The organism is Domibacillus sp. PGB-M46 (assembly GCF_022668875.1).
Classification (GTDB): Bacteria; Bacillota; Bacilli; order Bacillales; family Domibacillaceae; genus Domibacillus.
In genome coordinates, this window is the sequence record NZ_JAKGCR010000008.1 from 50,367 (window position 1) to 71,256 (window position 20,890).

21 protein-coding genes are annotated in these 20,890 nt (G+C 43.4%); 2 read left to right on the forward strand and 19 right to left on the reverse strand.

From position 1 onward, the window contains the following. Positions 1-106: 106 nt before the first annotated feature. On the reverse strand, positions 107-937 hold the full coding sequence (locus L2D08_RS12175; protein ID WP_242234048.1) for a phosphosulfolactate synthase: 831 nt from the start codon (positions 935-937) through the stop codon (positions 107-109). After that, positions 934-1,620, reverse strand: coding sequence for a 2-phosphosulfolactate phosphatase (locus L2D08_RS12180; protein ID WP_242234049.1), 687 nt, complete (start codon positions 1,618-1,620; stop codon positions 934-936). The genes L2D08_RS12175 and L2D08_RS12180 overlap by 4 nt, the downstream gene beginning before the upstream one ends. Positions 1,621-1,979: 359 nt before the next feature. Here L2D08_RS12180 and L2D08_RS12185 point away from each other — a divergent pair, with 359 nt between their 5' ends. Next, the gene (locus L2D08_RS12185) at positions 1,980-3,059 is read left to right on the forward strand and encodes a sulfate permease (RefSeq protein ID WP_255821945.1); all 1,080 of its coding nucleotides are present in this window, start codon (positions 1,980-1,982) and stop codon (positions 3,057-3,059) included. A gap of 74 nt (positions 3,060-3,133) precedes the next feature. Here L2D08_RS12185 and L2D08_RS12190 read toward each other — a convergent pair whose 3' ends face one another. Further along, positions 3,134-4,390 (reverse strand): MFS transporter, encoded by a 1,257-nt coding sequence (locus tag L2D08_RS12190; protein ID WP_242234050.1) that lies wholly within the window; start codon positions 4,388-4,390, stop codon positions 3,134-3,136. Between the two features lie 132 nt (positions 4,391-4,522). Here L2D08_RS12190 and L2D08_RS12195 point away from each other — a divergent pair, with 132 nt between their 5' ends. Beyond that, complete coding sequence (locus L2D08_RS12195; protein WP_255821946.1) at positions 4,523-5,149, forward strand: YitT family protein; 627 nt, start codon at positions 4,523-4,525, stop codon at positions 5,147-5,149. A gap of 135 nt (positions 5,150-5,284) precedes the next feature. On the opposite strand, the gene L2D08_RS12200 is transcribed toward L2D08_RS12195, so the two are convergent. From L2D08_RS12200 to L2D08_RS12270, 16 genes are all read right to left on the reverse strand, one after another. After that, positions 5,285-5,398, reverse strand: a complete 114-nt coding sequence (locus L2D08_RS12200) for a methionine/alanine import family NSS transporter small subunit (protein WP_242234052.1) — start codon at positions 5,396-5,398, stop codon at positions 5,285-5,287. Beyond that, positions 5,398-6,891: a sodium-dependent transporter gene (locus tag L2D08_RS12205; RefSeq protein ID WP_242234053.1), complete on the reverse strand. Its 1,494-nt coding sequence runs from the start codon at positions 6,889-6,891 to the stop codon at positions 5,398-5,400. The genes L2D08_RS12200 and L2D08_RS12205 overlap by 1 nt, the downstream gene beginning before the upstream one ends. Before the next feature lie 203 nt (positions 6,892-7,094). After that, entirely contained in the window at positions 7,095-8,060 is a 966-nt protein-coding gene (locus L2D08_RS24270) for a Na+/H+ antiporter NhaC family protein (protein WP_309241341.1), read from the reverse strand. 57 nt (positions 8,061-8,117) lie between these two features. Next, positions 8,118-8,657, reverse strand: coding sequence for a hypothetical protein (locus L2D08_RS24275; protein ID WP_309241342.1), 540 nt, complete (start codon positions 8,655-8,657; stop codon positions 8,118-8,120). A 117-nt stretch (positions 8,658-8,774) separates the two neighbouring features. Next, positions 8,775-9,506, reverse strand: a complete 732-nt coding sequence (gene yunB / locus L2D08_RS12215; RefSeq protein WP_242234054.1) for a sporulation protein YunB — start codon at positions 9,504-9,506, stop codon at positions 8,775-8,777. A gap of 41 nt (positions 9,507-9,547) precedes the next feature. After that, positions 9,548-10,903, reverse strand: a complete 1,356-nt coding sequence (locus L2D08_RS12220) for a bifunctional metallophosphatase/5'-nucleotidase (RefSeq protein ID WP_242234055.1) — start codon at positions 10,901-10,903, stop codon at positions 9,548-9,550. Between the two features lie 13 nt (positions 10,904-10,916). Continuing rightward, positions 10,917-11,726 (reverse strand): sulfite exporter TauE/SafE family protein, encoded by an 810-nt coding sequence (locus L2D08_RS12225; protein ID WP_242234056.1) that lies wholly within the window; start codon positions 11,724-11,726, stop codon positions 10,917-10,919. Positions 11,727-11,742: 16 nt separating this feature from the next. Further along, positions 11,743-12,588: a DUF72 domain-containing protein gene (locus L2D08_RS12230; protein ID WP_242234057.1), complete on the reverse strand. Its 846-nt coding sequence runs from the start codon at positions 12,586-12,588 to the stop codon at positions 11,743-11,745. 484 nt (positions 12,589-13,072) lie between these two features. After that, positions 13,073-13,405, reverse strand: a complete 333-nt coding sequence (locus L2D08_RS12235) for a DUF1904 family protein (RefSeq protein WP_242234058.1) — start codon at positions 13,403-13,405, stop codon at positions 13,073-13,075. A 723-nt stretch (positions 13,406-14,128) separates the two neighbouring features. Next, positions 14,129-15,526, reverse strand: a complete 1,398-nt coding sequence (sufB, locus tag L2D08_RS12240; protein ID WP_242234059.1) for a Fe-S cluster assembly protein SufB — start codon at positions 15,524-15,526, stop codon at positions 14,129-14,131. A gap of 115 nt (positions 15,527-15,641) precedes the next feature. Continuing rightward, on the reverse strand, positions 15,642-16,076 hold the full coding sequence (gene sufU, locus L2D08_RS12245) for a Fe-S cluster assembly sulfur transfer protein SufU (RefSeq protein ID WP_242234060.1): 435 nt from the start codon (positions 16,074-16,076) through the stop codon (positions 15,642-15,644). Beyond that, a complete protein-coding gene (locus L2D08_RS12250) occupies positions 16,066-17,295 on the reverse strand; it encodes a cysteine desulfurase (protein ID WP_242234061.1) in 1,230 nt (409 codons plus the stop codon). Before L2D08_RS12250 ends, sufU begins: the two co-directional genes overlap by 11 nt. Then, positions 17,292-18,602, reverse strand: coding sequence for a Fe-S cluster assembly protein SufD (gene sufD / locus L2D08_RS12255; RefSeq protein WP_242234062.1), 1,311 nt, complete (start codon positions 18,600-18,602; stop codon positions 17,292-17,294). The genes L2D08_RS12250 and sufD overlap by 4 nt, the downstream gene beginning before the upstream one ends. Before the next feature lie 19 nt (positions 18,603-18,621). Continuing rightward, a complete protein-coding gene (sufC, locus tag L2D08_RS12260; protein WP_242234063.1) occupies positions 18,622-19,398 on the reverse strand; it encodes a Fe-S cluster assembly ATPase SufC in 777 nt (258 codons plus the stop codon). A 175-nt stretch (positions 19,399-19,573) separates the two neighbouring features. Beyond that, positions 19,574-19,753 carry a YuzK family famiily protein gene (locus tag L2D08_RS12265; protein ID WP_242234064.1) on the reverse strand — a complete coding sequence of 60 codons (180 nt, stop codon included), beginning with the start codon at positions 19,751-19,753 and terminating at the stop codon, positions 19,574-19,576. Between the two features lie 262 nt (positions 19,754-20,015). After that, positions 20,016-20,870 carry a MetQ/NlpA family ABC transporter substrate-binding protein gene (locus tag L2D08_RS12270; RefSeq protein ID WP_242234065.1) on the reverse strand — a complete coding sequence of 285 codons (855 nt, stop codon included), beginning with the start codon at positions 20,868-20,870 and terminating at the stop codon, positions 20,016-20,018. Between the last annotated feature and the right edge of the window lie 20 nt (positions 20,871-20,890).

A 20,890-nucleotide genomic window follows, 5' to 3' on the forward strand; every position in this document is an offset into this window, starting at 1 on the left:
CCGCAAAAGGTGATTTCTCCAAAGAAGAAGAAAATACGGGCGGCTGTTAAAATATAAAAAAAGAAAAAGCTGCATCCCTTATGTTAACAGGGATGCAGCTTTTTCTTTATATGAAGAAATCAATACTGTCAGCAGAAACCTTGTTTACTTTATACTCTTTTGTCATTATACATCGCTCGCTTAAAGAAAATGTATCGGACCGCAGCCCAAGCCGTAATGTTTCAAGCGGAATTGCATCAGAAAATGGAATATTAGCGAGGTTCACGTTCGGACCAGCAATTTGGATAAAAGCAGTCTGTAATTTTTTTGAGGGTGCTTCAAAAATCATTTTTTGCAGATCCATTCCCGTTTCTAGTATTTTATCCACGATTTCCATGCGCATTTCCCCATTACTCCGGCAAATTCCACTTGTGCCGCTTTCACGCGCTTCGGTGATCACTTTGGCTGAGCCGGCTTCAATATCTTCAAGAATCCATTCGACCCATTGAGATGCATTTTGATGCAGAGATTTGTCACTGTCTTTGGCCCCTACTTCACTAAACACAGTAAAATCCTTGGCAAACTCTTTTATATAAGCTGCTTTTTCTCTGTTGGCCATGTCAATTGTGCCGTTTGAGATTTCGAGGTACTGGCATCCATGTTTTTGAATAAATTTCTCAAAATCACTCAATTTCTTTTGGCTGACAAACTTTTCAAATAACGTGCCGCCAAAAAAGAAGTTCACTTTATTTTCCTGCAGGCAGGCAATTTTCTCTTCCAGGTGCTTCGTGACAACTGCTGTTCCCCAGCCAAATTTCACAAAATCAATATAGGCTTCTGCACTATTGATCGTGTCTTGAAAAAGCTGCAATGGAACCCCGTTATCAATCAGAACGGTGAGCCCATTTCCTCTTGGTTTACTGCTTCTTTTCGGCAGGTTCAGCCCTGTGTCCCTCATACATTCACCCTCACAATTCTTGGTAAATTATTTTTCTGGTTTACTTCCATCACAAAACCAGTGTCCAGCTCTTTCACGCACAGGGCAATATCAGCACTTTTAAATTCCGGCCGGTTATCATCAAAAAACTTTTGTGCCGGCTCTGCTTCTCTAATTCTCGAAACTGTTTCAAACGCAGAGCAGTCTTTCTCTCCTTCAATAATAGCTTTCATGTATTCGGCACAGGCAAGATCCTCATCGCCACTCGGATGGGAAGCGATTATATTAATGTCCGCGTTTTTCCCGACAAGCTGGCGAATGTATTGAGCGGTTGTTTTCGCATTGGAAAAGCCCGTTACAAATACATGGCTGGCGTTTAATGCATGTAACGCTGCTCTTACTCCATTGGTCGTTTTTTGAACAAGAATTTTCCCCTCCACGTTTGCTTCAAGGAGACTGGCTGGAGAGTTATCAAGGTCAAATCCAGGGATGTAGAGCCCCTTCTCTTCACCGGCCAGCATGTATGTGGGATTTTTTTCTTTTGTTTGAAGTGCAGAATTGATTGTTTCTGCCAGTAAAATTTCCTCTGCCCCTTTTATAAACGCGTAGTGGGCAAAAGTGAACGCACGAATGACGTCAATCACAACATTCACATCGGCACAGCTCAGCTGGTGAGAGTGGCCTTGATAAATTCGGACTGCCATTATCTGCTCCTCTCCTTTTAACGTTTTCCCTGCCTGCTGACAAACCGCTTACGTTAGTATTCATTTGTCTCTCACCTTATCAGCATATAGCTAATTTATTCGTCTATTTTTCAGATGGTTCTTGATTTTTTGCTCCTTTGGGCATATGCTCAGCCTGCTTTTTCCTTTCGAACTCTTTTTCTAAATGCTGAATAAACTGCTTTTAGGAATTCACCTATTGATTGGTTTTGTTTGTTTCAGGAAGGAGTGCAGCCAGCTGCAGGCACAGCTGCTTGTTTAGGAATGACCCGTACAAGAGACCAGTCCAGTGAGAAAATAGAAGGCGGGCGTTACCCGAATGGATAGGAGCGGAACAGGAAATGATTACCTTATTGGCTTTTCTGGCAGCCCTTTTCTTTGCACTTAATATCGGTGCAAGCGGAGCCGCTGCCTCCATGGGTATTGCCTATGGTTCTGGAGCGTTAAAAAACAGGCGGATGGCATTGGTTATTTGCGGAATCGGCGTGCTGCTCGGAGCGGCTTTAGGCGGCGGCGAAGTAGCTAAAACCCTCGGCTCAGGGATTATTCCACAAGAATTGATCAGCATTCACATTTCCTTGATCATTCTTTGCTCGGCCGCTATTTCACTTTTTATCGCCAATATTTCCGGTATCCCGCTTTCCACAAGTGAAGTGACGGTAGGAGCGATTGTTGGCGTTGGGGTGGCGTATAAACAAGTATTTATCAGTACGCTGTTGACGATTATGATGTATTGGATTCTTATTCCGATTGTGGCCTTTTTTTTCGCCTGGCTTTTAAATAAAGGGGTAAAACAAGCAGAAGCCCGGCTGTTGTTTTTAAAAAAGCCGAAATGGATCAAAGTTTTGTCCGTATTAGTGATCGGCACAGGATTTTTGGAAGCTTTTTCAGCCGGTATGAACAATGTCGCCAACTCGATCGGCCCCCTCGCTGCTTCCGGGCTGATCTCTATCCAAAACGGAATTGTGATCGGCGGACTATTTACCGCAGCGGGCGCGCTGCTTCTCGGCGCAAAAGTGATCGAAACAAATGGAAAAAAGCTGACCGACCTGAGCTTGCTTCAAGGAAGTGCGGTTTCAGGTCTCGGCGGGACACTCGTAATTATTGCTTCTCTATTCGGCATTCCTGTTCCACAAACCCAGGTGACCACATGCAGTATTCTCGGTATTGGCTTCTCGGAAGAAGGCGCAAAAATATTTCAAAAAGGCATTATCAGCAGGCTGCTGAAAGTATGGCTCGTGTCTCCGCTTTTTTCTCTGGTTATTTCTTACAACCTCGTTAAGCTGTTTTTGGATTTTGATCTTTATGCCGTCATTGTGGGTGCTTCTGTTTTTGCAGCTACGGTTGGGTCGATCAGCTTGATTAAGCCGATCGGCCTTGCAAAGCCTGCTTTTCTAAAAGAAGGAAACAAAGGTAAATAAGCCGGATCGTATAAAAATAAGAAAGGACCGGAACACATATAGATTGTCCGGTCCTGACAAGACAGGAAAGGTTTTCAGTTTTCGATTTCCTTTACCTGAATAAATTTCATGACAACAAATAGCATAATCAGCCCTAGTACGCCTGCTGTAATATACCCGCCATTTAAAAATTTTGCCATTACGATAGACATCAAAGGCGGTCCTGCAGCTACCCCGGCAAACCGGGCTGCACTGTAAAAAGAGGTAATGGTGCCTCTTTCTTCTTTTTTGATGTTTTCTGTAATGATGGCATCCAGTACAGGCATAACAGCTCCAATCGCCATTCCCAGGATGCTGGTTACCACTAAGAGAAGGATCAGCTGCTTGCTGACAAAGCCAACAAACACCACACTAATAGACGTAAGAATCAAACAAACAATAAGGATTTTCCTCATAGTCGGCAAATTCCCTTTGATTTTGCGCCCAACTGTAAACGCTACAATACAAAGCAGGAAAAGCGGAATCGCTAATATAAAACCTTTTTTTATGTCAAAAATTTGATGTACTTTCTCCAAAATGTCCGATAGGTAAAATAACACACTGAATAATACCAAAAACACATAGAACCCTAAAAGAAAAACGGTAAAAAGCCATTTCCCTTCTTTTTTAAGGGTCTTTTTCGTATTACTCACAAATTCCTTGAATTTTTTTGGCTTTTCCTGCTTTCCTTTTGGCACTTTCACAAAGAAAAAAATTAATGCGATTGAGATTAAACTAAAAGCAGAAATCGCAAAGAAGGGTAAAAACCACAAAAAGGCAGCCAGTATAGATCCCAGGATCGGACTTAACACTTTTCCAAATGTATTCGACGTTTCAATGGTTCCTAAACAGGCACTTGTTTTTTCCGCATTGTCCTTGTAAAGATCTCCCACCAGCGGCAGGATAATAGGCATAGCTCCCGCTGAACCAATCCCCTGCAGAATTCGGCCGATAATAATCCAGGTGTAGGGATCCGCCATTTTCCAAGAGGCAAACCCGGCAATAAGTCCTCCGATCAGGGCAAGAACCAAGCTGGGCAAAATAACTTTTTTTCGTCCAATCCGGTCCGATAAATATCCCGCCAGCGGAATTAAGAAAACAGCGGCAACCGAATAACTTGTAATAATCATACTGGATTGAAAAGAGGAAATACCCACCTTTTTTTCCAATATCGGCAGAACGGGAATCAGCATGGAATTCCCTAATGTCATGACGAGCGGAATGGAAGCCATACTTACAACACACCATATACTTACTTTCTCAGCCTGTTTCCCCACATGCACACCCCGTTTAATGTTTTTGTGACAACTCATTAAATGTATGGTCTCCTTGCGTATTCTTTTTATGCAGTGCCGCATACACTTTAAAAAGGAGGACGAGCACGCCATTTTATACGTAATTGGGGATGATTTTTTCTGAAAACCAACAATAAAAGTTATGCTCCATTGACCTTCCGCGCTTTAGTCAGAAAGTATTTTTTAGTCAGTGTGGGAGCGGTTATGCAGGGCTTCGCTATGGGCGTGTTTTTATTCCCTAACTTTATTCCTTCCGGCGGCGGTGCCGGGCTGACTGTACTGCTGAATTACTGGCTGGATATTCCAATAAGCATTGCGCTGTGGCTTGTTAATTCTTCCATGCTTTTATTCGCTGTTCACTATTTAGGGGGCATGAGTGCTTTAGGTACACTGCTTGGCATTACGATTACCTCTATTTCGGTCAACATTTTTAACGTTTACCTAGAATCACCATTTTCAAATGTATGGATTGATCTTTTTTTTGGTTCCCTCTTTTTTGGTACAGGCGTATCCATTTTATTAAGACAGGGAGTATCAAACGGAGGCGTTGGCGTCATCGCTTTAATTATTGCCAAGTACAGGCATGTGAATCCCAGTAAACCGCTTTTTTGGATTAATGGTTTTATTTTCCTGATCACAGCTTATGCCATCGCTTGGGAAATTGTCGTCCAAGCCCTTATTTGTCAATGGATGTCCACAAGAACCATTGGCTGGCTGTATACCGTTCCCCGCCCCAAAAACATCCTGACTTTTGATTTTATCTGGCGTAAAAAGTAAATCCTTCCGCATAAAAATAGGACTGGCTCGCTGTTTACTGTCAATAATATAAAAAGCCGGATTACTTTATCGGTAATCCGGCTTTGATTTTGCAAATTATTCAGCAGAGCAGCGTTTAAATTCGCTTTTTTGCTATTATGAATGTTTGTTTTCTTTTGCTTTTTTTACTGCGTGACCAATGCTGGCACCAAGGCCTCCCCAAATGATCACAACGCCAATGACCATCATCACAATTGCACCCGTATCCATTATAGCCCCTCCTTGCTGTTCCGGCTTAAAGGCTTAATAAACATAAAGACTACACCAATGATAATGGCAAGTGCTGCTGTACCCCAGCCATAAGTAATCAGGAATGAAAGTGGATAATCCTCATATGGAGCAGACAGGTCTTGACGAATGTTATCAAACATCATATAGGCCAGCACGATAGGCGTTAAAATCATTAAGCAGAATTTCCACCATGCACCCAGCTTTATGTCAGAAACGGCATCCGCATGCTGTTTCAACGAATCCAATTCTTTAAATACCCAAGCAACAAGAATAACTTCAACGAATCCAGCGAAAACAATTCCATACAAGTTAATAAAATGATCTACCGTGTCTAAGAAGAAAAGTCCGCCTTTTGTTGCATATAGAAGTGAAATTAACGCTGAAAGGCCTCCCCCTACTGCTACGGATACTGTTCGGGAAATATTAAATTTCTCCTGCAGTCCTGCCACAAACGTTTCAATAATCGAGATAAGCGATGTTAACCCTGCAAGCGTAAGTGAGATAAAAAATAAGAATCCAAAAAATCCACTTGCTACTGGAAACTCATTAATAATCTGCGGGAAAACGGCAAAAGCTAAAATGATTCCGCTTGACACAACTTCTTCTACCGCTACACCCTGTTGCTGTGCCATAAACCCAAGAGCGGCAAAAACACCAAAGCCAGCAAGCAACTCAAATGAGGAATTTGCAAAAGCTGTAATAAAAGCATTATTCGTAATATCTGCTTTTTTTGGCAGATAGCTAGAGTAGGTAATCATGATAGCAAACCCGACTGACAAACTAAAGAAAATTTGGCCATAAGCTGCAATCCATACTTTACCATCTAAAATTTTAGACCAATCCGGCTGGAAAAAGGCATTTAAGCCTTCAACAGCTCCTGGCAAAGTCAACGCACGTACTACGACAATAAAGAATAAAATAACAAGAAGTGGAAGCATAAATTTCGTAGCTGCTTCAATTCCTTTTTTAACTCCTGAAAACATAATGCCCAATGTTACAATCCACACAAGTAATAACGGAAGAAGAACACCACCTGCAAACCCGCCAAGCTGGCCCGGTTCACCTACTTGTAAATATTCTCCCAGCAAAAAGTCCTGCGGGGCGTCACCCCATGATTTTGTAAATGAGAAAAATGAATACGATGTAGCCCATGCAATAATAACAGAATAATACGTTGCAATGAAAAAAGAAATTGCTAGCTGCCACCAGCCAAGCCACTCTGACTTTCTATTAATTCTTGTCATTGTCAGCGGTGCGGAACCACGATACTTGTGACCCATTGTAAATTCCATAATAAGCAGTGGGATTCCGGCTGTTAATAAAGCAAACAAATAGGGAAGGAAAAAAGCACCTCCGCCATTTTCATACGCTACTGCGGGGAAACGCCAAATGTTTCCGAGCCCGACTGCCGAGCCAACCGCTGCCATAATAAATCCAGCGCGGGACCCCCATTGTGGACGATTTTGTTCCATATATATGGACCTCCTTGAATGTTCAAAATTTTTTATTTTCAGATAATTTCTGAAGACCTTCTTTATTATAATCTTCTTTAAAATATTCGTAAATATTTTTTTTATTATTTTTTTAGAATAATTCAGTTAATTTACTATAGGTCCGCTCACCTAACAAAAAATACCTTTATATTTCCATATGCAGGTATTTTTTCTGAAAAATTCTACTTTGTTCTTTTTAAAATAAATGCAAACATAACTAGTAAAAGAATCGTCACGGCAAGCCCAAGAAACATATTTTCCGTAAAACCGAGCACAATATAACCTGCTGCCGCCGCTAAAGCAGATACGAGCGCATAAGGAATTTGTGTCATCACGTGATCTATGTGATTGCTCCCTGCCCCGGTTGATGAGAGAATCGTTGTATCTGAAATCGGCGAGCAGTGGTCTCCAAATACAGCACCCGCTAAAACAGCTGCCAAAGCCGGTAATAAAAGCGAAATATCTGTTGCTGCTGCAATTTCACCGGCAATCGGAAGAAGAATCCCAAACGATCCCCAGCTTGTTCCGGCTGCAAAAGCCATAATACCGGCTGTCACAAACAAAATCATCGGCAAAAAGCCAATGTTCAAGCCGGATTTTTCTACAAGGCCGGCTAAATATGTACCTGTTCCAAGCTCACCAATCAGCGCTACGATCGTCCACGCTAAAAATAAAATATACACTGCGGGAAGCATGGATTTAATGCCTTCGACTATCCCTTTTCCTAATACAGCGCCGGCTCCCTCTGGGAACACGGCGGCCTGTCGTGCAAAAACCACCAATGCTGTAATAAGCCCAATGACTCCGCCAATAAACAATGATTTTGCTACATCTGTGTTTTCAAAAATAGCAAAAATGTCTGCGCCTTCACCTGCCGCTCTGGAGCCCGTAAAAAGCATAGCCGCGACCGTACCGATAATCAATGCTACTATCGGCCAGACAAGTCCGCCGATCGTACCGCGGTCACTCACCGGCAAATCTTCTTTTAGCTCACTAGGAATTTCACGGCCGCTGAATACTACTTCTCCTGTTTGAACAGCGCGATTTTCATGCTTTTTCATTGGACCAAAATCCCGGTTTAATACCGCTACAAGAAAAACCATTCCAAGTGCCGCCCAAACGTAATAATTCATGGGAATTATTTGCATAAACGCCGAGAAAGCTGTAAGATCCGTTACTTGATGAGCAGTTAAAATGGTGCCGATTCATCCTATAATGTAAGCACCCCAGCTTGAGACCGGCGCTACTACACAAACTGGAGCAGACGTCGAGTCAATGATATAAGCAAGCTTGGCGCGTGAAATACGATGGCGGCCGGTAATAGGCCGTGATACCTGGCCTACCGCCAGTGCATTAAAGTAATCATCGATAAAAATCAAAATACCAAGTAAAGCGGCCATTATCTGAGCACCGGTGCGTGACTTAACGCGCGTAACGGCCCATTCTCCAAAAGCACGGCTGCCGCCGGAAATGGTAGTAAACGCTGTAACAATACCTAAAATAAGCAAAAAGAAAATAATATATAAATTCCATTCACTCCATTCAAATGCCCCATCTGTTCTTGTGTACATATTACCAGATAGTGCTTCCCAAGTGATTGAGAATGTTTTCCTAATTTTAAAATCAGCAAGCAAAAAAGCTGCTGCCAGAATCCCAACGCCAAGCGATAAAAGCACACGGCGTGTTAAGATCACCATTACAATGGCCAGGACCGGCGGCAAAAGTGAAAAAATTGTGTTTTCCAAAAGTATTTCTCCTCCATTTTGCGCAATAAAAAAAAGCAATGGCTTATTGGCTGCATTGCCTTTATAGTTTATTCCGATAACATCGTATTAAAAAACGTAGACCTTTTCTATACTTGTTTATTTTGACGGTACATTAATGGCATCCGGATTATAGTAGTTTGGCACCGTCCCATGAACAAGCCCCATCGCTACAGGAAGTGTTTGTTTCACGACTGTTGTATCAACTGCAAATGGAACGATAACTTCTACGCTGACTTCAAGTTCAATATATACTTCTACATAAGCAGAGTTAATACCGAACGGCTCCACTTTTGTTTTAACATTCGATGTAACGTCCCCGATGGCATGAAAGCGAATCGGAATACGCGGTCCGAGATTGCCAAGAATAGCGTTGTTTGTAATTTGTCCGAGCGGGATTGTGTAAGCAATCCCCTGCGCCCGCGCTGTTTCTTCCGTATCAATCTCGACACCTGAGATCTCTTCAAGTTCCGTTAAATTACCCGCTTCCGCTTTATCCAGGTTTTCTTCGGCAAGATCAGTCACTTCGGCAAGCACCCTGTTGATCACTTCCGCGTTAAATGTCGTCGATCCTCCATCGCCTTTTTCAGTTGTCATGATATCTTTTATATTAAGATTTTCGGTAATTTCCTCACTGATCGCTTTTTGCAGAACCATTGAAGCAATTTTGTTCGTCTGCGCCTCAGCGAAGTTTAAAATGACTGGCTGAATATTCCGGTTGATCAGCCAAAGAACAAAAATAATGCCGGCTATAAAAAAAATAACAACAGTTAAAAAGCGGCGGCGGCCTGATGATGAAGCACGGCTTTTCCATTTTCTGCGCCTGCGCATAAAAAAACCCCCTTTTCCGCATTGTATGCGGGAAAGAAGGCTTATAGTTGCAGAAGCTTCCATTCCATAATATCGCGCAAAAATTCGGGCATGAAATACCGTTTTGATGAAGCACGATGCAGTTCAACAAAGTAATGGCCATACGTAAACATATCAAGAGTCGCAACCTTATACGTCCGCTTTATGTCGATCGGCTCACCGTTAATGAAAATATTCGGCTTATCGATCTCGATTCCATCATACACAAATCGGCCCATGACACTTCCGCGAAAACCGAGCCCTTTAATTTGGAGATGAGGCCATTTTTCATCACATGTCTGCCGGATGACTTCTGCCAGCTCCGCCCCTGTCAATTCGATTAAACAAGGGTTTATAGGATGAGGCAGCAGTTTATGCAGGTCGTATTTTGTGATATCCCCTGCCGGCAAATTCCCCAATACGACGCCTGCATTTAAAAAAGAGCAGTCAGCTCCGCACCATTCTGTAAGTGCTTCGGTCAGCATTTGAGGCAGCGGAGACGGGTTAAACCAATCACTCCAAAGCTCTTTTTGAAGCCGTACAACCGGCACAGACAGGGTTTGTTGCCCCTTCTCTTCAAAGAGCGCCTGCTGCTTCTTTTCGTCTGGCGGAGGCGTAAGCAACCGGTTTGTTTCATATACACGGGCCCGTTTAGCGGCTATGCGGCCGGCTTTATCGATATCCACTTCCACGTGGCCGGTAAAATAGCCGTATTTGCCGGCTGCCGCCATCAATGTTCCATTTACTTCTTTTCCTTCATGAAACGTATGGTGGGTATGCCCGCCTAGAATAATATCCGCTTCTGTTTCTTCCGCCAGCTTTTCATCATCATACATCCCAAGATGAGAAAGCACGATTACAATATCTGCCCTCTTTTTCAGCATCGCAATTTGCTTTTTCAGCTCATCAATAGGAAGAGTGACGCACCAGTCCAGAAGTTCATAAAAAGCGGTGTACTGTGCAGTCGCAGAGGTAACGGCAATCGTGGTGCTGCCTGCTTGAAAAAAAGTATGCGGTACAACCCAGTCCGGCCGCCTCTCTCCGTTTTTTTCAAACAAGTTGGCGCAAACAACCGGAAAGCGAGCCTGCTCGTACAGTGCATTCAATGCTTCTCTTGGCATCGTAATCCCTTCATTGTTACCGATCGCAGCCGCATCAAACCGAGATGAATTCAGCAGCTCAATGTTGAAGGTGCCGAGCGTTCCTTCTGTTAACGGATGGGCCCGGTCCACGTGATCGCCAATATCAAAAGCGAAAACAAACTCTCCGGCCGATTCGTGCAGTTCCCGCTTTTCCTTTAAAAAGCGGGCAATTCTCGGCCAATTTTCAAAATGGCTGTGTAAATCATTTGTATGATAAATATGTATCGTTTTTTCCATGTTCATTCCACCTTTAATAAATGCCCCGCCAAATCAAGCGGACACCAACCAAAATCAAAACGAGACGAAGCATCATCACAACGGTTTTTGACGCCAGGCGGGCATTCAGCCAGGCACCGATTTGTGCCCCAAACCAGGCTCCGGGCACGAGCGCTGCTGCATAAAGCCAGTTTACATTCCCAAGAAATACGTGTGTCACACTCGATACGCCTGCTGATAAAAAAATAAGCAGCATCGATGTAGCAACGGCTACATGCGGGGGAACCGCAAACAGCATAATCATGGCGGGCACCATCAGTGAGCCGCCGCCGATGCCGAATAAACCGCCTAAAAAGCCGACCACAAATGAAGCGATCGTTCCGGTAATCGGCTCAATGGAATATGTATGAGTTCCTTCGTTATCGGTAAATGTCCGGGTCAGGCCGCGCGAGGCAAACAGCGGCTTTGCCCGATTTTTCAACATAAGTACAAATGACATAAACACCATAAATAAGCCAAAAAACAAGCTGAACTGCTCCGTGTTCAGCCCTTTATTGGCCCAAGCCCCAAGCAGGCTTCCCGGCGCGCTGCCAATAAATAAAAGACAGCCCAATTTATAATCCACTTTTTTCTGTTTCATGTAAGCAAGGGTTGAAGACAAGCCGGTAATAATTAAGATAACCGACGACGTACCCACTGCTGCTTGTGGGGAAACAGGGTCGAGCAGTGCCGTTCCGCCTAAAAAAAGCAGTGCCGGCACAATGATAATCCCGCCTCCAAGTCCGACGAGGGCGCCGATTGCCGCCGCGAGCAGACCGATGCCGAGTAAAAGAATCCATTCCATTCTACACACTAGCCTCCTAAAACAAATCGAGCTGGCGCGAAGCTAGATTGTCATATTGAATATCCGCTAAATGTAAGAATTGCTTCGCATTATCCGCGGCATCACCGCCAGAATTATTGTTAAACAGCACGAAGACATCTTTTGACTGTTTATGGAGTTCATTCGTAAAATCAACCCACTGCCGCAGTTCATGCTCATTGTAGCGATACAGATAGCGCACCTTGCGCCAATTTTTCTGACCGTTTTTCCGCCAGCCTGCCCGGTTGCGTCCATGCAGGCGGACCAGCGTTTTTTCCTTGTTCGTTGCTTGAAGCACAATGGGAATTGAGCCTTCACCGGCCTGCGGCTCATCGCATACCGTATGAATCCAGTTTTCCTGTTCTAAAAAAGAAATCGTTTTATCAAAATACTTGGCTTCATACCAGGTTTGATTCCGAAATTCAATGGCAAGCGGCACGTTCCCCATTTTTTCCCGGCAATACCGAATATACATCACGTTTTCACGTGTGCAGTCGAACCAGGGTGGAAACTGAAACAACACCATGGCGAGCTTTCCTGTTTCGATCATTGGTGTGAGCGATAAGTTAAATGCATGAAACATCTCTTCTTTCGAGTCAAACGGAATTTCGCCCCGTTCATGGCCAGTCATTCCCTGGTATGCTTTAACTATAAATCGAAAGCCGTCCGGCGTGTCTTCTGTCCATTTCCGCATGTTGCGCTCCGGCTGCACAGCATAAAAGCTGGAGTCAAGTTCAACGGTCGGGAAATGCGCTGCGTACTCGGTTAATTTATCTCGGGAAGCGACTCCTTGCGTGTAAAGTGTGTCATGATCTCCCCAGCCGGTTACCCCTGTATAAATCATCTCGTATCACCTCGTAGTAAGAGTGTAGCATAAGTAGGAAGGGCTGTGAATTTCAAGCATCCCAAATATCAGCTCTTTATTTTACTTTTCTTTCTCAAAAAGGCGATGGCATTCCCCAAAGATGCACTTCGTAAATCCAGCGTCTCTTTTCTTCTTCAAAAAAGCGGCTTGCAGTATGATTTCTTATTACCCTTCCTCTTTCTCATTGACTCCTCATTACTTTTTCAATATTTGTAATTACTTTCATTTTACCCTGGCAATCAAAAAGACCAAACCACGGAGGTGGTTTGGTCTTGGAACAACTGTGATACACTGTTTAACCGGATGAATGTAAAATCGTACCAAGTCCTGGCAATCACTCGGATTCAACAACTAAAAAATCAACCTATATCCCAGCCTCTTTATTCCTCATTCCTTATTAGATGCTATTCACTTCAATAAGGGGCAGCAAAGGTTCCCCTTTGTCTTTCCATACATGTTTCCTTTAGTCCCCGACTCTTTCGCCATTAATATAATAAGCAGGCTCGGAGAAAGGAATAAACACGACTTCTATTTCATCAGCACCTGTTGACATAATGTGTCTGGTAACGGACTGGGCGAATCGATCGCGAGCTTCTTGCCCGCGTTCAAACCATTTTACTTCAATAAGCGGGAAAGCCGGAATCTCTTCCCCATCAAACACAAACGTGGAATGAGGCACTTCGAACGTAAAATTATCCGTCCCGCATTCACAAATTTCTGCAAGCTCTTCTACTAATGGCTTGCTGATTCTTTTCATCCCCTCAATCGATACCCCTCGAATCACTAAGTGCGGCACTTGTATTCCCTCCATTATGTATGATCATTTGTTAGATCTCTGTTGAAAAGTTTATATCAAATCTTTCTATAATCAAAGTCTTTCCTTCTGTTCCATATTGCAGATGCGAACCAAAGTGACCGGTTAGATAGAACTCCATTAGTCACTGCCTGTTATTTTGGTTTTATTAAGATCGCAGCTTTCTTGATGAAAAATGACTGCCTGTATAGGGACTGATAAAATCATAGTCGATAAACAAATAAGAAAGGATGATTACAATACTGTCATCGTGACAACGTTAAAAAATTCTTTTTATTGCTCAAACAAAACAGCCCCTGGTTTAGTACGTGAATGGACGTGACTTAAACTGAAGACGGTATCATTTCCTGAAATTATCGTGATCCAACAGCTTTTCTTATTCGCAAAACAATGCAAGATTATCTCAAAAAAGCCGGCATTGAATATAGCGAAAGCACTCATGATTTAAATATGGAGACGTGGTTCTATTGCTTAAAACAGGGAAAAGCCTTAAATATACCTTAAATCGCCTGGAGCATAAGACCTTCAAGAAAAGATCGAATACTTACCTTCAATCCTGCAAAAAAATAAAAAAGACGAACTGGATAAGTCCGCTGAACACCTTTCAGAATGAAACCCAATTGAACTTGGTACATTCTTGGTATGCGGCTGATTTATCACAGTTCGCCTTCTATTAAAAGCCTTATGAATAAGGGTTTTTCGGTATTAACCGATAGAACCTTCCATCTCAAATTTAATGAGGCGGTTCATTTCAACGGCATATTCCATTGGCAATTCTTTTGTGAACGGCTCGATGAAGCCCATAACGATCATTTCTGTTGCTTCTTCTTCAGAAATACCGCGGCTCATCAAGTAGAACAATTGCTCTTCAGACACTTTTGATACTTTCGCTTCGTGCTCAAGAGAAATGTTGTCGTTTAAAATTTCATTGTATGGAATTGTATCCGACGTTGATTTGTTATCCATAATAAGTGTATCGCACTCGATATTTGAGCGGGCGCCTTCTGCTTTACGGCCAAAGTGAACGATACCACGGTATGTTACTTTTCCGCCTTGTTTTGAGATTGATTTTGATACGATTGTGGATGATGTATTTGGTGCAAGGTGAATCATTTTTGCCCCTGCATCCTGATGCTGCCCTTTACCGGCAAGGGCGATCGAAAGCGTCATACCGCGCGCGCCTTCGCCTTTCAGGATAACAGCTGGATATTTCATTGTCAGTTTAGAGCCGATATTTCCATCTACCCATTCCATCGTTGCGTTTGCTTCACAAACGGCCCGCTTCGTTACCAGGTTGAATACGTTATTCGCCCAGTTTTGAATCGTTGTATAGCGGCAGTATCCTCCCGCCTCAATCGCAATTTCTACAACCGCTGAGTGAAGCGAGTTTGTTGTGTAAACAGGAGCGGTACAGCCTTCAACGTAATGTACACTTGCATCTTTATCAACGATGATTAATGTACGCTCAAACTGGCCCATATTTTCTGAGTTGATACGGAAGTACGCCTGAAGCGGCGTATCCACTTTCACGCCCGGCGGAACATAGATGAATGAGCCGCCTGACCAAACAGCCGAATTTAGTGCAGCAAATTTGTTGTCTGTCGGCGGAATGATTTTCGCCCAGTACTTGCGGAAGATGTCTTCGTTCTCTTTCAAAGCAGAATCCGTATCTTTAAAGACAATACCAAGCTCTTCCAAATCTTCTTTCATGTTGTGGTAGACAACTTCGGATTCATACTGTGCTGAAACCCCTGCAAGATATTTTTGTTCCGCTTCCGGAATTCCAAGCTTGTCAAACGTTTGCTTGATTTCGTCCGGTACTTCATCCCATGATTTCTCTGAGCGTTCAGAAGGCTTAACATAATACGTAATTTCATCAAAGTTAAGAGACGCCATATCGCCTCCCCATTGAGGCATCGGCATATTATAGAAATACTCTAATGATTTCAAACGGAAATCGAGCATCCATTGTGGTTCATCTTTCATTTTTGAAATTTCTTTTACGATTTCAGGCGTTAATCCACGTTCCGAACGGAAAATGGATACGTCGCGATCATGGAAGCCATATTTGTAATCGCCAATTTCAGGGGCTTTTTTAGCCATGCTGCATTCCTCCTGTTGTTATGGCAGGCTGACGATAAACGCTCGCTTTCAGGGGTACCTGGTGTCCGCGGCGTGAACCCTCAGCCTGCTTTTTTATTTATTCGTTATTTATCGTTTACTTTTGGTTCTGGAGTCCTTTTTCCATTGCTTTCCACGATAGTGTCGCACATTTGATGCGGGCCGGGAATTTTGCCACTCCCTGCAGCGCTTCAATATCATCAAGGTCTACATCGTCCGGATAGTCATTGCCGAGCATCATGTCAGAAAAAACTTGAGACAGCTTGACGGCATCCTCGATGTTTTTCCCCTTGATCGCCTGTGTCATCATGGAAGCAGAGGCCATGGAAATCGAGCAGCCTTCACCTTCAAATTTCGCGTCCGTGACAACCCCGTTTTCTACATTCATCGTCAAATGAATCCGGTCTCCGCACGTTGGGTTATTCATATCAACGGTCACACTGCCGTCTTCAATGGCCCCTTTGTTGCGCGGATTTTTATAATGGTCCATAATCACCTGACGGTATAACTGATCTAAATTATTAAAAGACATCTGAGAAATACTCCTTCGTTTTTAACAAACTGGCGGCAAGTCTGTCGATATCTTCTTCCGTATTATACAAGTAAAAGCTTGCACGTGCTGTGGCAGATACTTTGCACCATTTCATTAGCGTTTGTGCACAGTGATGCCCTGCACGGACAGCGATGCCTTCCGCGTCAAGAACCGTCGCCACATCATGCGGATGAACATCATCTAAATTAAATGTTACCACACTTGCGCGGTCTTTTCCTCTTTTCGGACCGAAAACAGAAATTCCCGGAATCTCTGTTACTTTATCCATGGCGTACGCAGCAAGCTTATGCTCATGCTGCTCGATTGCATCCATGCCGATTTCTGTTAAGAAGTCGATGGCTGCGCCAAGCCCGATGGCTCCGGCAATAATCGGTGTGCCGCCTTCAAATTTCCACGGAAGTTCTTTCCATGTTGATTCGTATAAGCCGACAAAGTCAATCATTTCTCCGCCGAATTCAATTGGTTCCATTTCCTCTAAAAGCGCTTGTTTTCCATACAACACCCCAATGCCGGTTGGACCGCACATTTTATGGCCGGAAAAAGCAAGGAAATCACAGTCAAGCTGTGCGACATCAACTTTCATATGCGGAGCCGCCTGAGCTGCATCCACTACCATAACGGCTCCGTTTTCGTGAGCAATTTTCGTAATTTCTGCAATCGGGTTAATGGTACCCAGCACATTTGATACCATCATCACCGATACAATTTTTGTGTTAGGCGTGACGGTTTTTCGGACATCCTCTAAAGAAATGGTTCCGTCTTCCTGCAAAGGAATGTACTTTAAAGTAGCTCCTGTTGCTTTGGCAACCTGCTGCCACGGAATGATATTGGAGTGATGCTCCATCATCGTGATGACGATTTCGTCGCCTTCTTTTACGTTCGCACGCCCGTAGCTTTGAGCGACAAGATTCAATGCTGTCGTTGTTCCACGCAGAAAAACAATTTCTTTTGTAGAAGCCGCATTAATAAACTTGCGTGCTTTTTCACGTGCGCCTTCATACAAATCCGTCGCCCGGTTGCCGAGCGTATGCACGCCGCGGTGCACATTCGAATTAGCATAACGGTAATAATGATCAAGCGCTTCAATCACTTGAACGGGCTTTTGGGAAGTGGCCGCGCTGTCAAGATAAACGAGTGGATGACCGTTCACTTCCTGATCAAGAATGGGAAAGTACTTTTTCAGTTCTTTCGCATTCATTGGCGAACTTTCCTTTCAATAACCCCTGTCAATTGCTTTTTCACATTTTCGATTGGCAGGTTGTTTACGACTGGTGCCAGGAAGCCGTGAATCACAAGGCGTTCTGCTTCTTGTTTCGTAATACCGCGGCTCATTAAGTAGTAAAGCTGAAGCGGATCAACACGGCCAACAGAAGCAGCATGTCCTGCTGTAACATCATCTTCATCAATCAAAAGGATTGGGTTCGCGTCACCGCGAGCTTTTTCACTCAACATAAGTACGCGTGATTCCTGCTCAGCGTTTGATTTTGAAGCACCATGCTCGATTTTGCCGATGCCATTAAAGATTGATTTTGCTTCATCTTTCATTACACCGTGCTTTAAGATGTAGCCTTCTGTATGCTTGCCGAAATGAACAACCTTTGTTGTAAAGTTCATTGACTGCTTGCCGCGGCCGACCACTACTGTTTTTGTATCAGCAAAGGAACCATCGCCAATCAAGTTTGTCACATTTTCTGAAACGGTATTGCCATCATTCATGATACCGAGTGACCAGTCAATACGCGCATTTGGCGATGTAATACCGCGGCGGTTCACGTATGTTGTCATATTTTCTGCTAATGTGTCAACGGCGCCGTATGAAATTTGTGCGTTATCGCCAGCGATCACTTCTGTCACGATATTCGCTACGCCTTGCTCTGTTTTCACTGTAGAAATGTAGTTTTCTACATACGTCACCTTACTGTTCGCATCTGCTGCCACAATAACATGGTTGAACAGCGCAGCCTGCGCATCGTCATGAATGAAAACCGCTTGAATAGGCTCTTGAATTTCAACATTTTTAGGCACGTATAAGAATACACCGCCGTTTACAAGCGCTGCATGAAGAGCGGTTAATTTATGCTCATCTGCTTTGACCACCTGCTGCATAAAGAACTTTTGGAAAACTTCGCTGTGTTCTCTTGCGGCTGTTGAAAAATCAGTAAAAATGACACCTGCTTCTTTTAATTCAGCTGATACATTTAAAATAGACGGCGTATTGTTGCGCTGTACATAAATGTTTTGTGAAGCTGTTTCTTCACCAATAACCGCTTGTGCAGCCTGTGGCAGCTGGGTAAGCTGGGTATATGCTGCACTCTGTACGCTGTGTGCGCCAAATTCGGTAAAGTTCCATTTATCGATTTTTGTTTTATCCGGCTTCGGAAGCGGAAGATCTGCCGCCTTGTTAAACGCATCCAGACGAAGGTTCAACAGCCATTCTGGTTCGTTGTTTGCAGCTGAAAAATCGCGGATTGCTGATTCATCAACTGACCATTTTGTTTCTGTCATGTTTGCTCCTCCTATACGATTACTGTACCGTTTCGTCTTCGATGCCAAGTTCCTGCTTGATCCAGTCATATCCTTCTGCTTCAAGGCGTTCCGCTAGTTCCGCTCCACCGGATTTCACGATTTTACCCTGCATCATAACATGAACATAATCAGGTGTAATGTAGTTCAGAAGACGCTGGTAGTGCGTAATCATAAGGCAGCCAAAATCCTCGCTGCGCATTTTATTGATTCCTTTTGAAACCACTTTTAATGCATCGATATCAAGACCGGAGTCGATTTCGTCAAGGATCGCAATTTTCGGCTGAATTGTCATTAACTGAAGAATTTCGTTGCGCTTTTTCTCACCGCCGGAGAATCCTTCGTTTAAGTAACGCTGTGCCATATCCTGGTCCATGTCAAGAACGTCCATGTTTGCATCCATTTGGCGGATAAATTTCATCAGGGAAATTTCATCGCCTTCTTCACGGCGTGCGTTTACAGCTGAACGAAGAAACTCAGCGTTTGTAACACCTGTAATTTCACTTGGGTACTGCATCGCAAGGAAAAGACCTGCACGTGCGCGCTCATCTACTTCCATCTCAAGCACGTCTTCACCATCAAACGTGATCGAACCTTCTGTTACTTCATATTTAGGGTGGCCCATAATTGCAGACGAAAGAGTGGATTTACCTGTTCCGTTCGGCCCCATGATTGCATGGAACTCGCCGCCTTTGATTTCAAGGTTGACCCCTTTTAAAATTTCCTTTCCGTCGATTGAGACGTGAAGATTTTTGATTGCTAACGTTGATTGTGACATCTTTTACCCTCCGTATTCATCGGCCGAGAAAACCGATTGTGTCTATTCTCAATTTATTCTCATTACAATCTTATAACAAATGAAATTTATATTCAACTTAGGAAAACGATTAAATAAAGTATTCTCAAATAAAAGCAGAAAAACCGGTTTTACAACCGGTTTTTCTGCTTATTCGTTAAGAAAGGTGATTGGTAAATTTACGGTTAAAGTCAGCAACCATGCGTCTTGACTGTTGATAGTCTTCCTCTCGGTTCTGCTCAATATCCATTCTCACTTCATGCTTCTGATTGTACTCTGCATAGCCGACACCATGCGATGCATGCATGGCTTTTTCCATACCTTCTGTGTACTTCATATCAAGTGAGTTACTAATGGGGAATCAATCCTTTTCGTTTTTTTTTGAAGACCTAGCTTTCGTTCTCTATCCTACCAGAGTCTTGCCAGGAGGCACAAAAGCCATATAGCTTCTTCCAGCCTTCTCACACTAGGTGAGCTTCGTTACACTTCTTTATATAACCGCTCTCTCCGAATATAAACCTTTTACGCCCAAATTCTAAATTGCCAGAAAATAAAACAAGTAAAAAAAAGCGCCTGGCTGCATACCAGGCGCTTTTTCATTATTCTGTAACCGGAACGACTGCTCCGTTCCATTCTTTTGTAATGAAGTCTTGAATTTCTTTTGATTTCAATACTTCAACCAATGCTTTGATTTTTTCTGAATTTTCATCACCCGTACGTGTAACAATTAAGTTTGCATATGGTGAATCTGTGCTTTCAATCGCAACAGAATCTTTTGTCGGGCTGATGCCGGCATCAATAGCATAGTTTGAGTTAATTACAACTGCATCGCCTTCTTCGTTGTTGTAAATTTGCGGAAGAAGCGCTGGCTCGTAATCGTAGTCAAACTTAAGATCTTTTGGATTTTCAGCAATATCCTCAAGTGAAGCTTGAGTCTTATCGATGCCATCTTTGATTTTGATTAAACCTTCTTTTTCTAAAAGCATCAATACACGGCCATGCTCAGCAACTGAATTACTTAGGATGATCGTAGCGCCTTTTGGAAGGTCTTTCAGGCTTTTATATTTTTTTGAGTAAACAGCCATTGGCTCAAGGTGAATAGCGCCAGCATTTGCAAAGTCATACCCTTGTTCCTTTTCTTGAAGCTCAAGATATGGGACGTGTTGGAAGTAGTTTGCATCTAAATCGCCTTCTTCAAGCGCTGTGTTTGGAAGTACATAGTCCTGGAACGTTTCAATTTGCAGGTCGTAGCCTTGTTCTTTTAAGATTGGCTTTGCCTGCTCCAAAATAACTGCGTGCGGTGTGTTAGATGCTCCGACAACAATTGTTTTATCCTCTTCAGATGAACCGCCCGAAGCTGATTCCTTATCTTCCGCTTTGTCCCCGCCGCCGCAAGCTGCAAGCACAAGCATAATGGCAGCTGTTAACAAGCTTAGAAGCCATTTTTTATTCATGGTTACATTCCTCCTAAAGA

Excerpts from the sequence above, each read along its gene's own strand:
- L2D08_RS12175 (WP_242234048.1), bottom strand. The coding sequence starts at position 937 with ATGAGGGACACAGGGCTGAACCTGCCGAAAAGAAGCAGTAAACCAAGA.
- L2D08_RS12180 (WP_242234049.1), bottom strand. The coding sequence starts at position 1,620 with ATGGCAGTCCGAATTTATCAAGGCCACTCTCACCAGCTGAGCTGTGCC.
- L2D08_RS12185 (WP_255821945.1), top strand. The coding sequence starts at position 1,980 with ATGATTACCTTATTGGCTTTTCTGGCAGCCCTTTTCTTTGCACTTAAT.
- L2D08_RS12190 (WP_242234050.1), bottom strand. The coding sequence starts at position 4,390 with ATGAGTTGTCACAAAAACATTAAACGGGGTGTGCATGTGGGGAAACAG.
- L2D08_RS12200 (WP_242234052.1), bottom strand. The coding sequence starts at position 5,398 with ATGGATACGGGTGCAATTGTGATGATGGTCATTGGCGTTGTGATCATT.
- L2D08_RS12205 (WP_242234053.1), bottom strand. The coding sequence starts at position 6,891 with ATGGAACAAAATCGTCCACAATGGGGGTCCCGCGCTGGATTTATTATG.
- L2D08_RS24270 (WP_309241341.1), bottom strand. The coding sequence starts at position 8,060 with ATGCAAATAATTCCCATGAATTATTACGTTTGGGCGGCACTTGGAATG.
- yunB (WP_242234054.1), bottom strand. The coding sequence starts at position 9,506 with ATGCGCAGGCGCAGAAAATGGAAAAGCCGTGCTTCATCATCAGGCCGC.
- L2D08_RS12220 (WP_242234055.1), bottom strand. The coding sequence starts at position 10,903 with ATGGAAAAAACGATACATATTTATCATACAAATGATTTACACAGCCAT.
- L2D08_RS12225 (WP_242234056.1), bottom strand. The coding sequence starts at position 11,726 with ATGGAATGGATTCTTTTACTCGGCATCGGTCTGCTCGCGGCGGCAATC.
- L2D08_RS12230 (WP_242234057.1), bottom strand. The coding sequence starts at position 12,588 with ATGATTTATACAGGGGTAACCGGCTGGGGAGATCATGACACACTTTAC.
- sufB (WP_242234059.1), bottom strand. The coding sequence starts at position 15,526 with ATGGCTAAAAAAGCCCCTGAAATTGGCGATTACAAATATGGCTTCCAT.
- sufU (WP_242234060.1), bottom strand. The coding sequence starts at position 16,076 with ATGTCTTTTAATAATTTAGATCAGTTATACCGTCAGGTGATTATGGAC.
- L2D08_RS12250 (WP_242234061.1), bottom strand. The coding sequence starts at position 17,295 with ATGAATGCGAAAGAACTGAAAAAGTACTTTCCCATTCTTGATCAGGAA.
- sufD (WP_242234062.1), bottom strand. The coding sequence starts at position 18,602 with ATGACAGAAACAAAATGGTCAGTTGATGAATCAGCAATCCGCGATTTT.
- sufC (WP_242234063.1), bottom strand. The coding sequence starts at position 19,398 with ATGTCACAATCAACGTTAGCAATCAAAAATCTTCACGTCTCAATCGAC.
- L2D08_RS12265 (WP_242234064.1), bottom strand. The coding sequence starts at position 19,753 with ATGAAGTACACAGAAGGTATGGAAAAAGCCATGCATGCATCGCATGGT.
- L2D08_RS12270 (WP_242234065.1), bottom strand. The coding sequence starts at position 20,870 with ATGAATAAAAAATGGCTTCTAAGCTTGTTAACAGCTGCCATTATGCTT.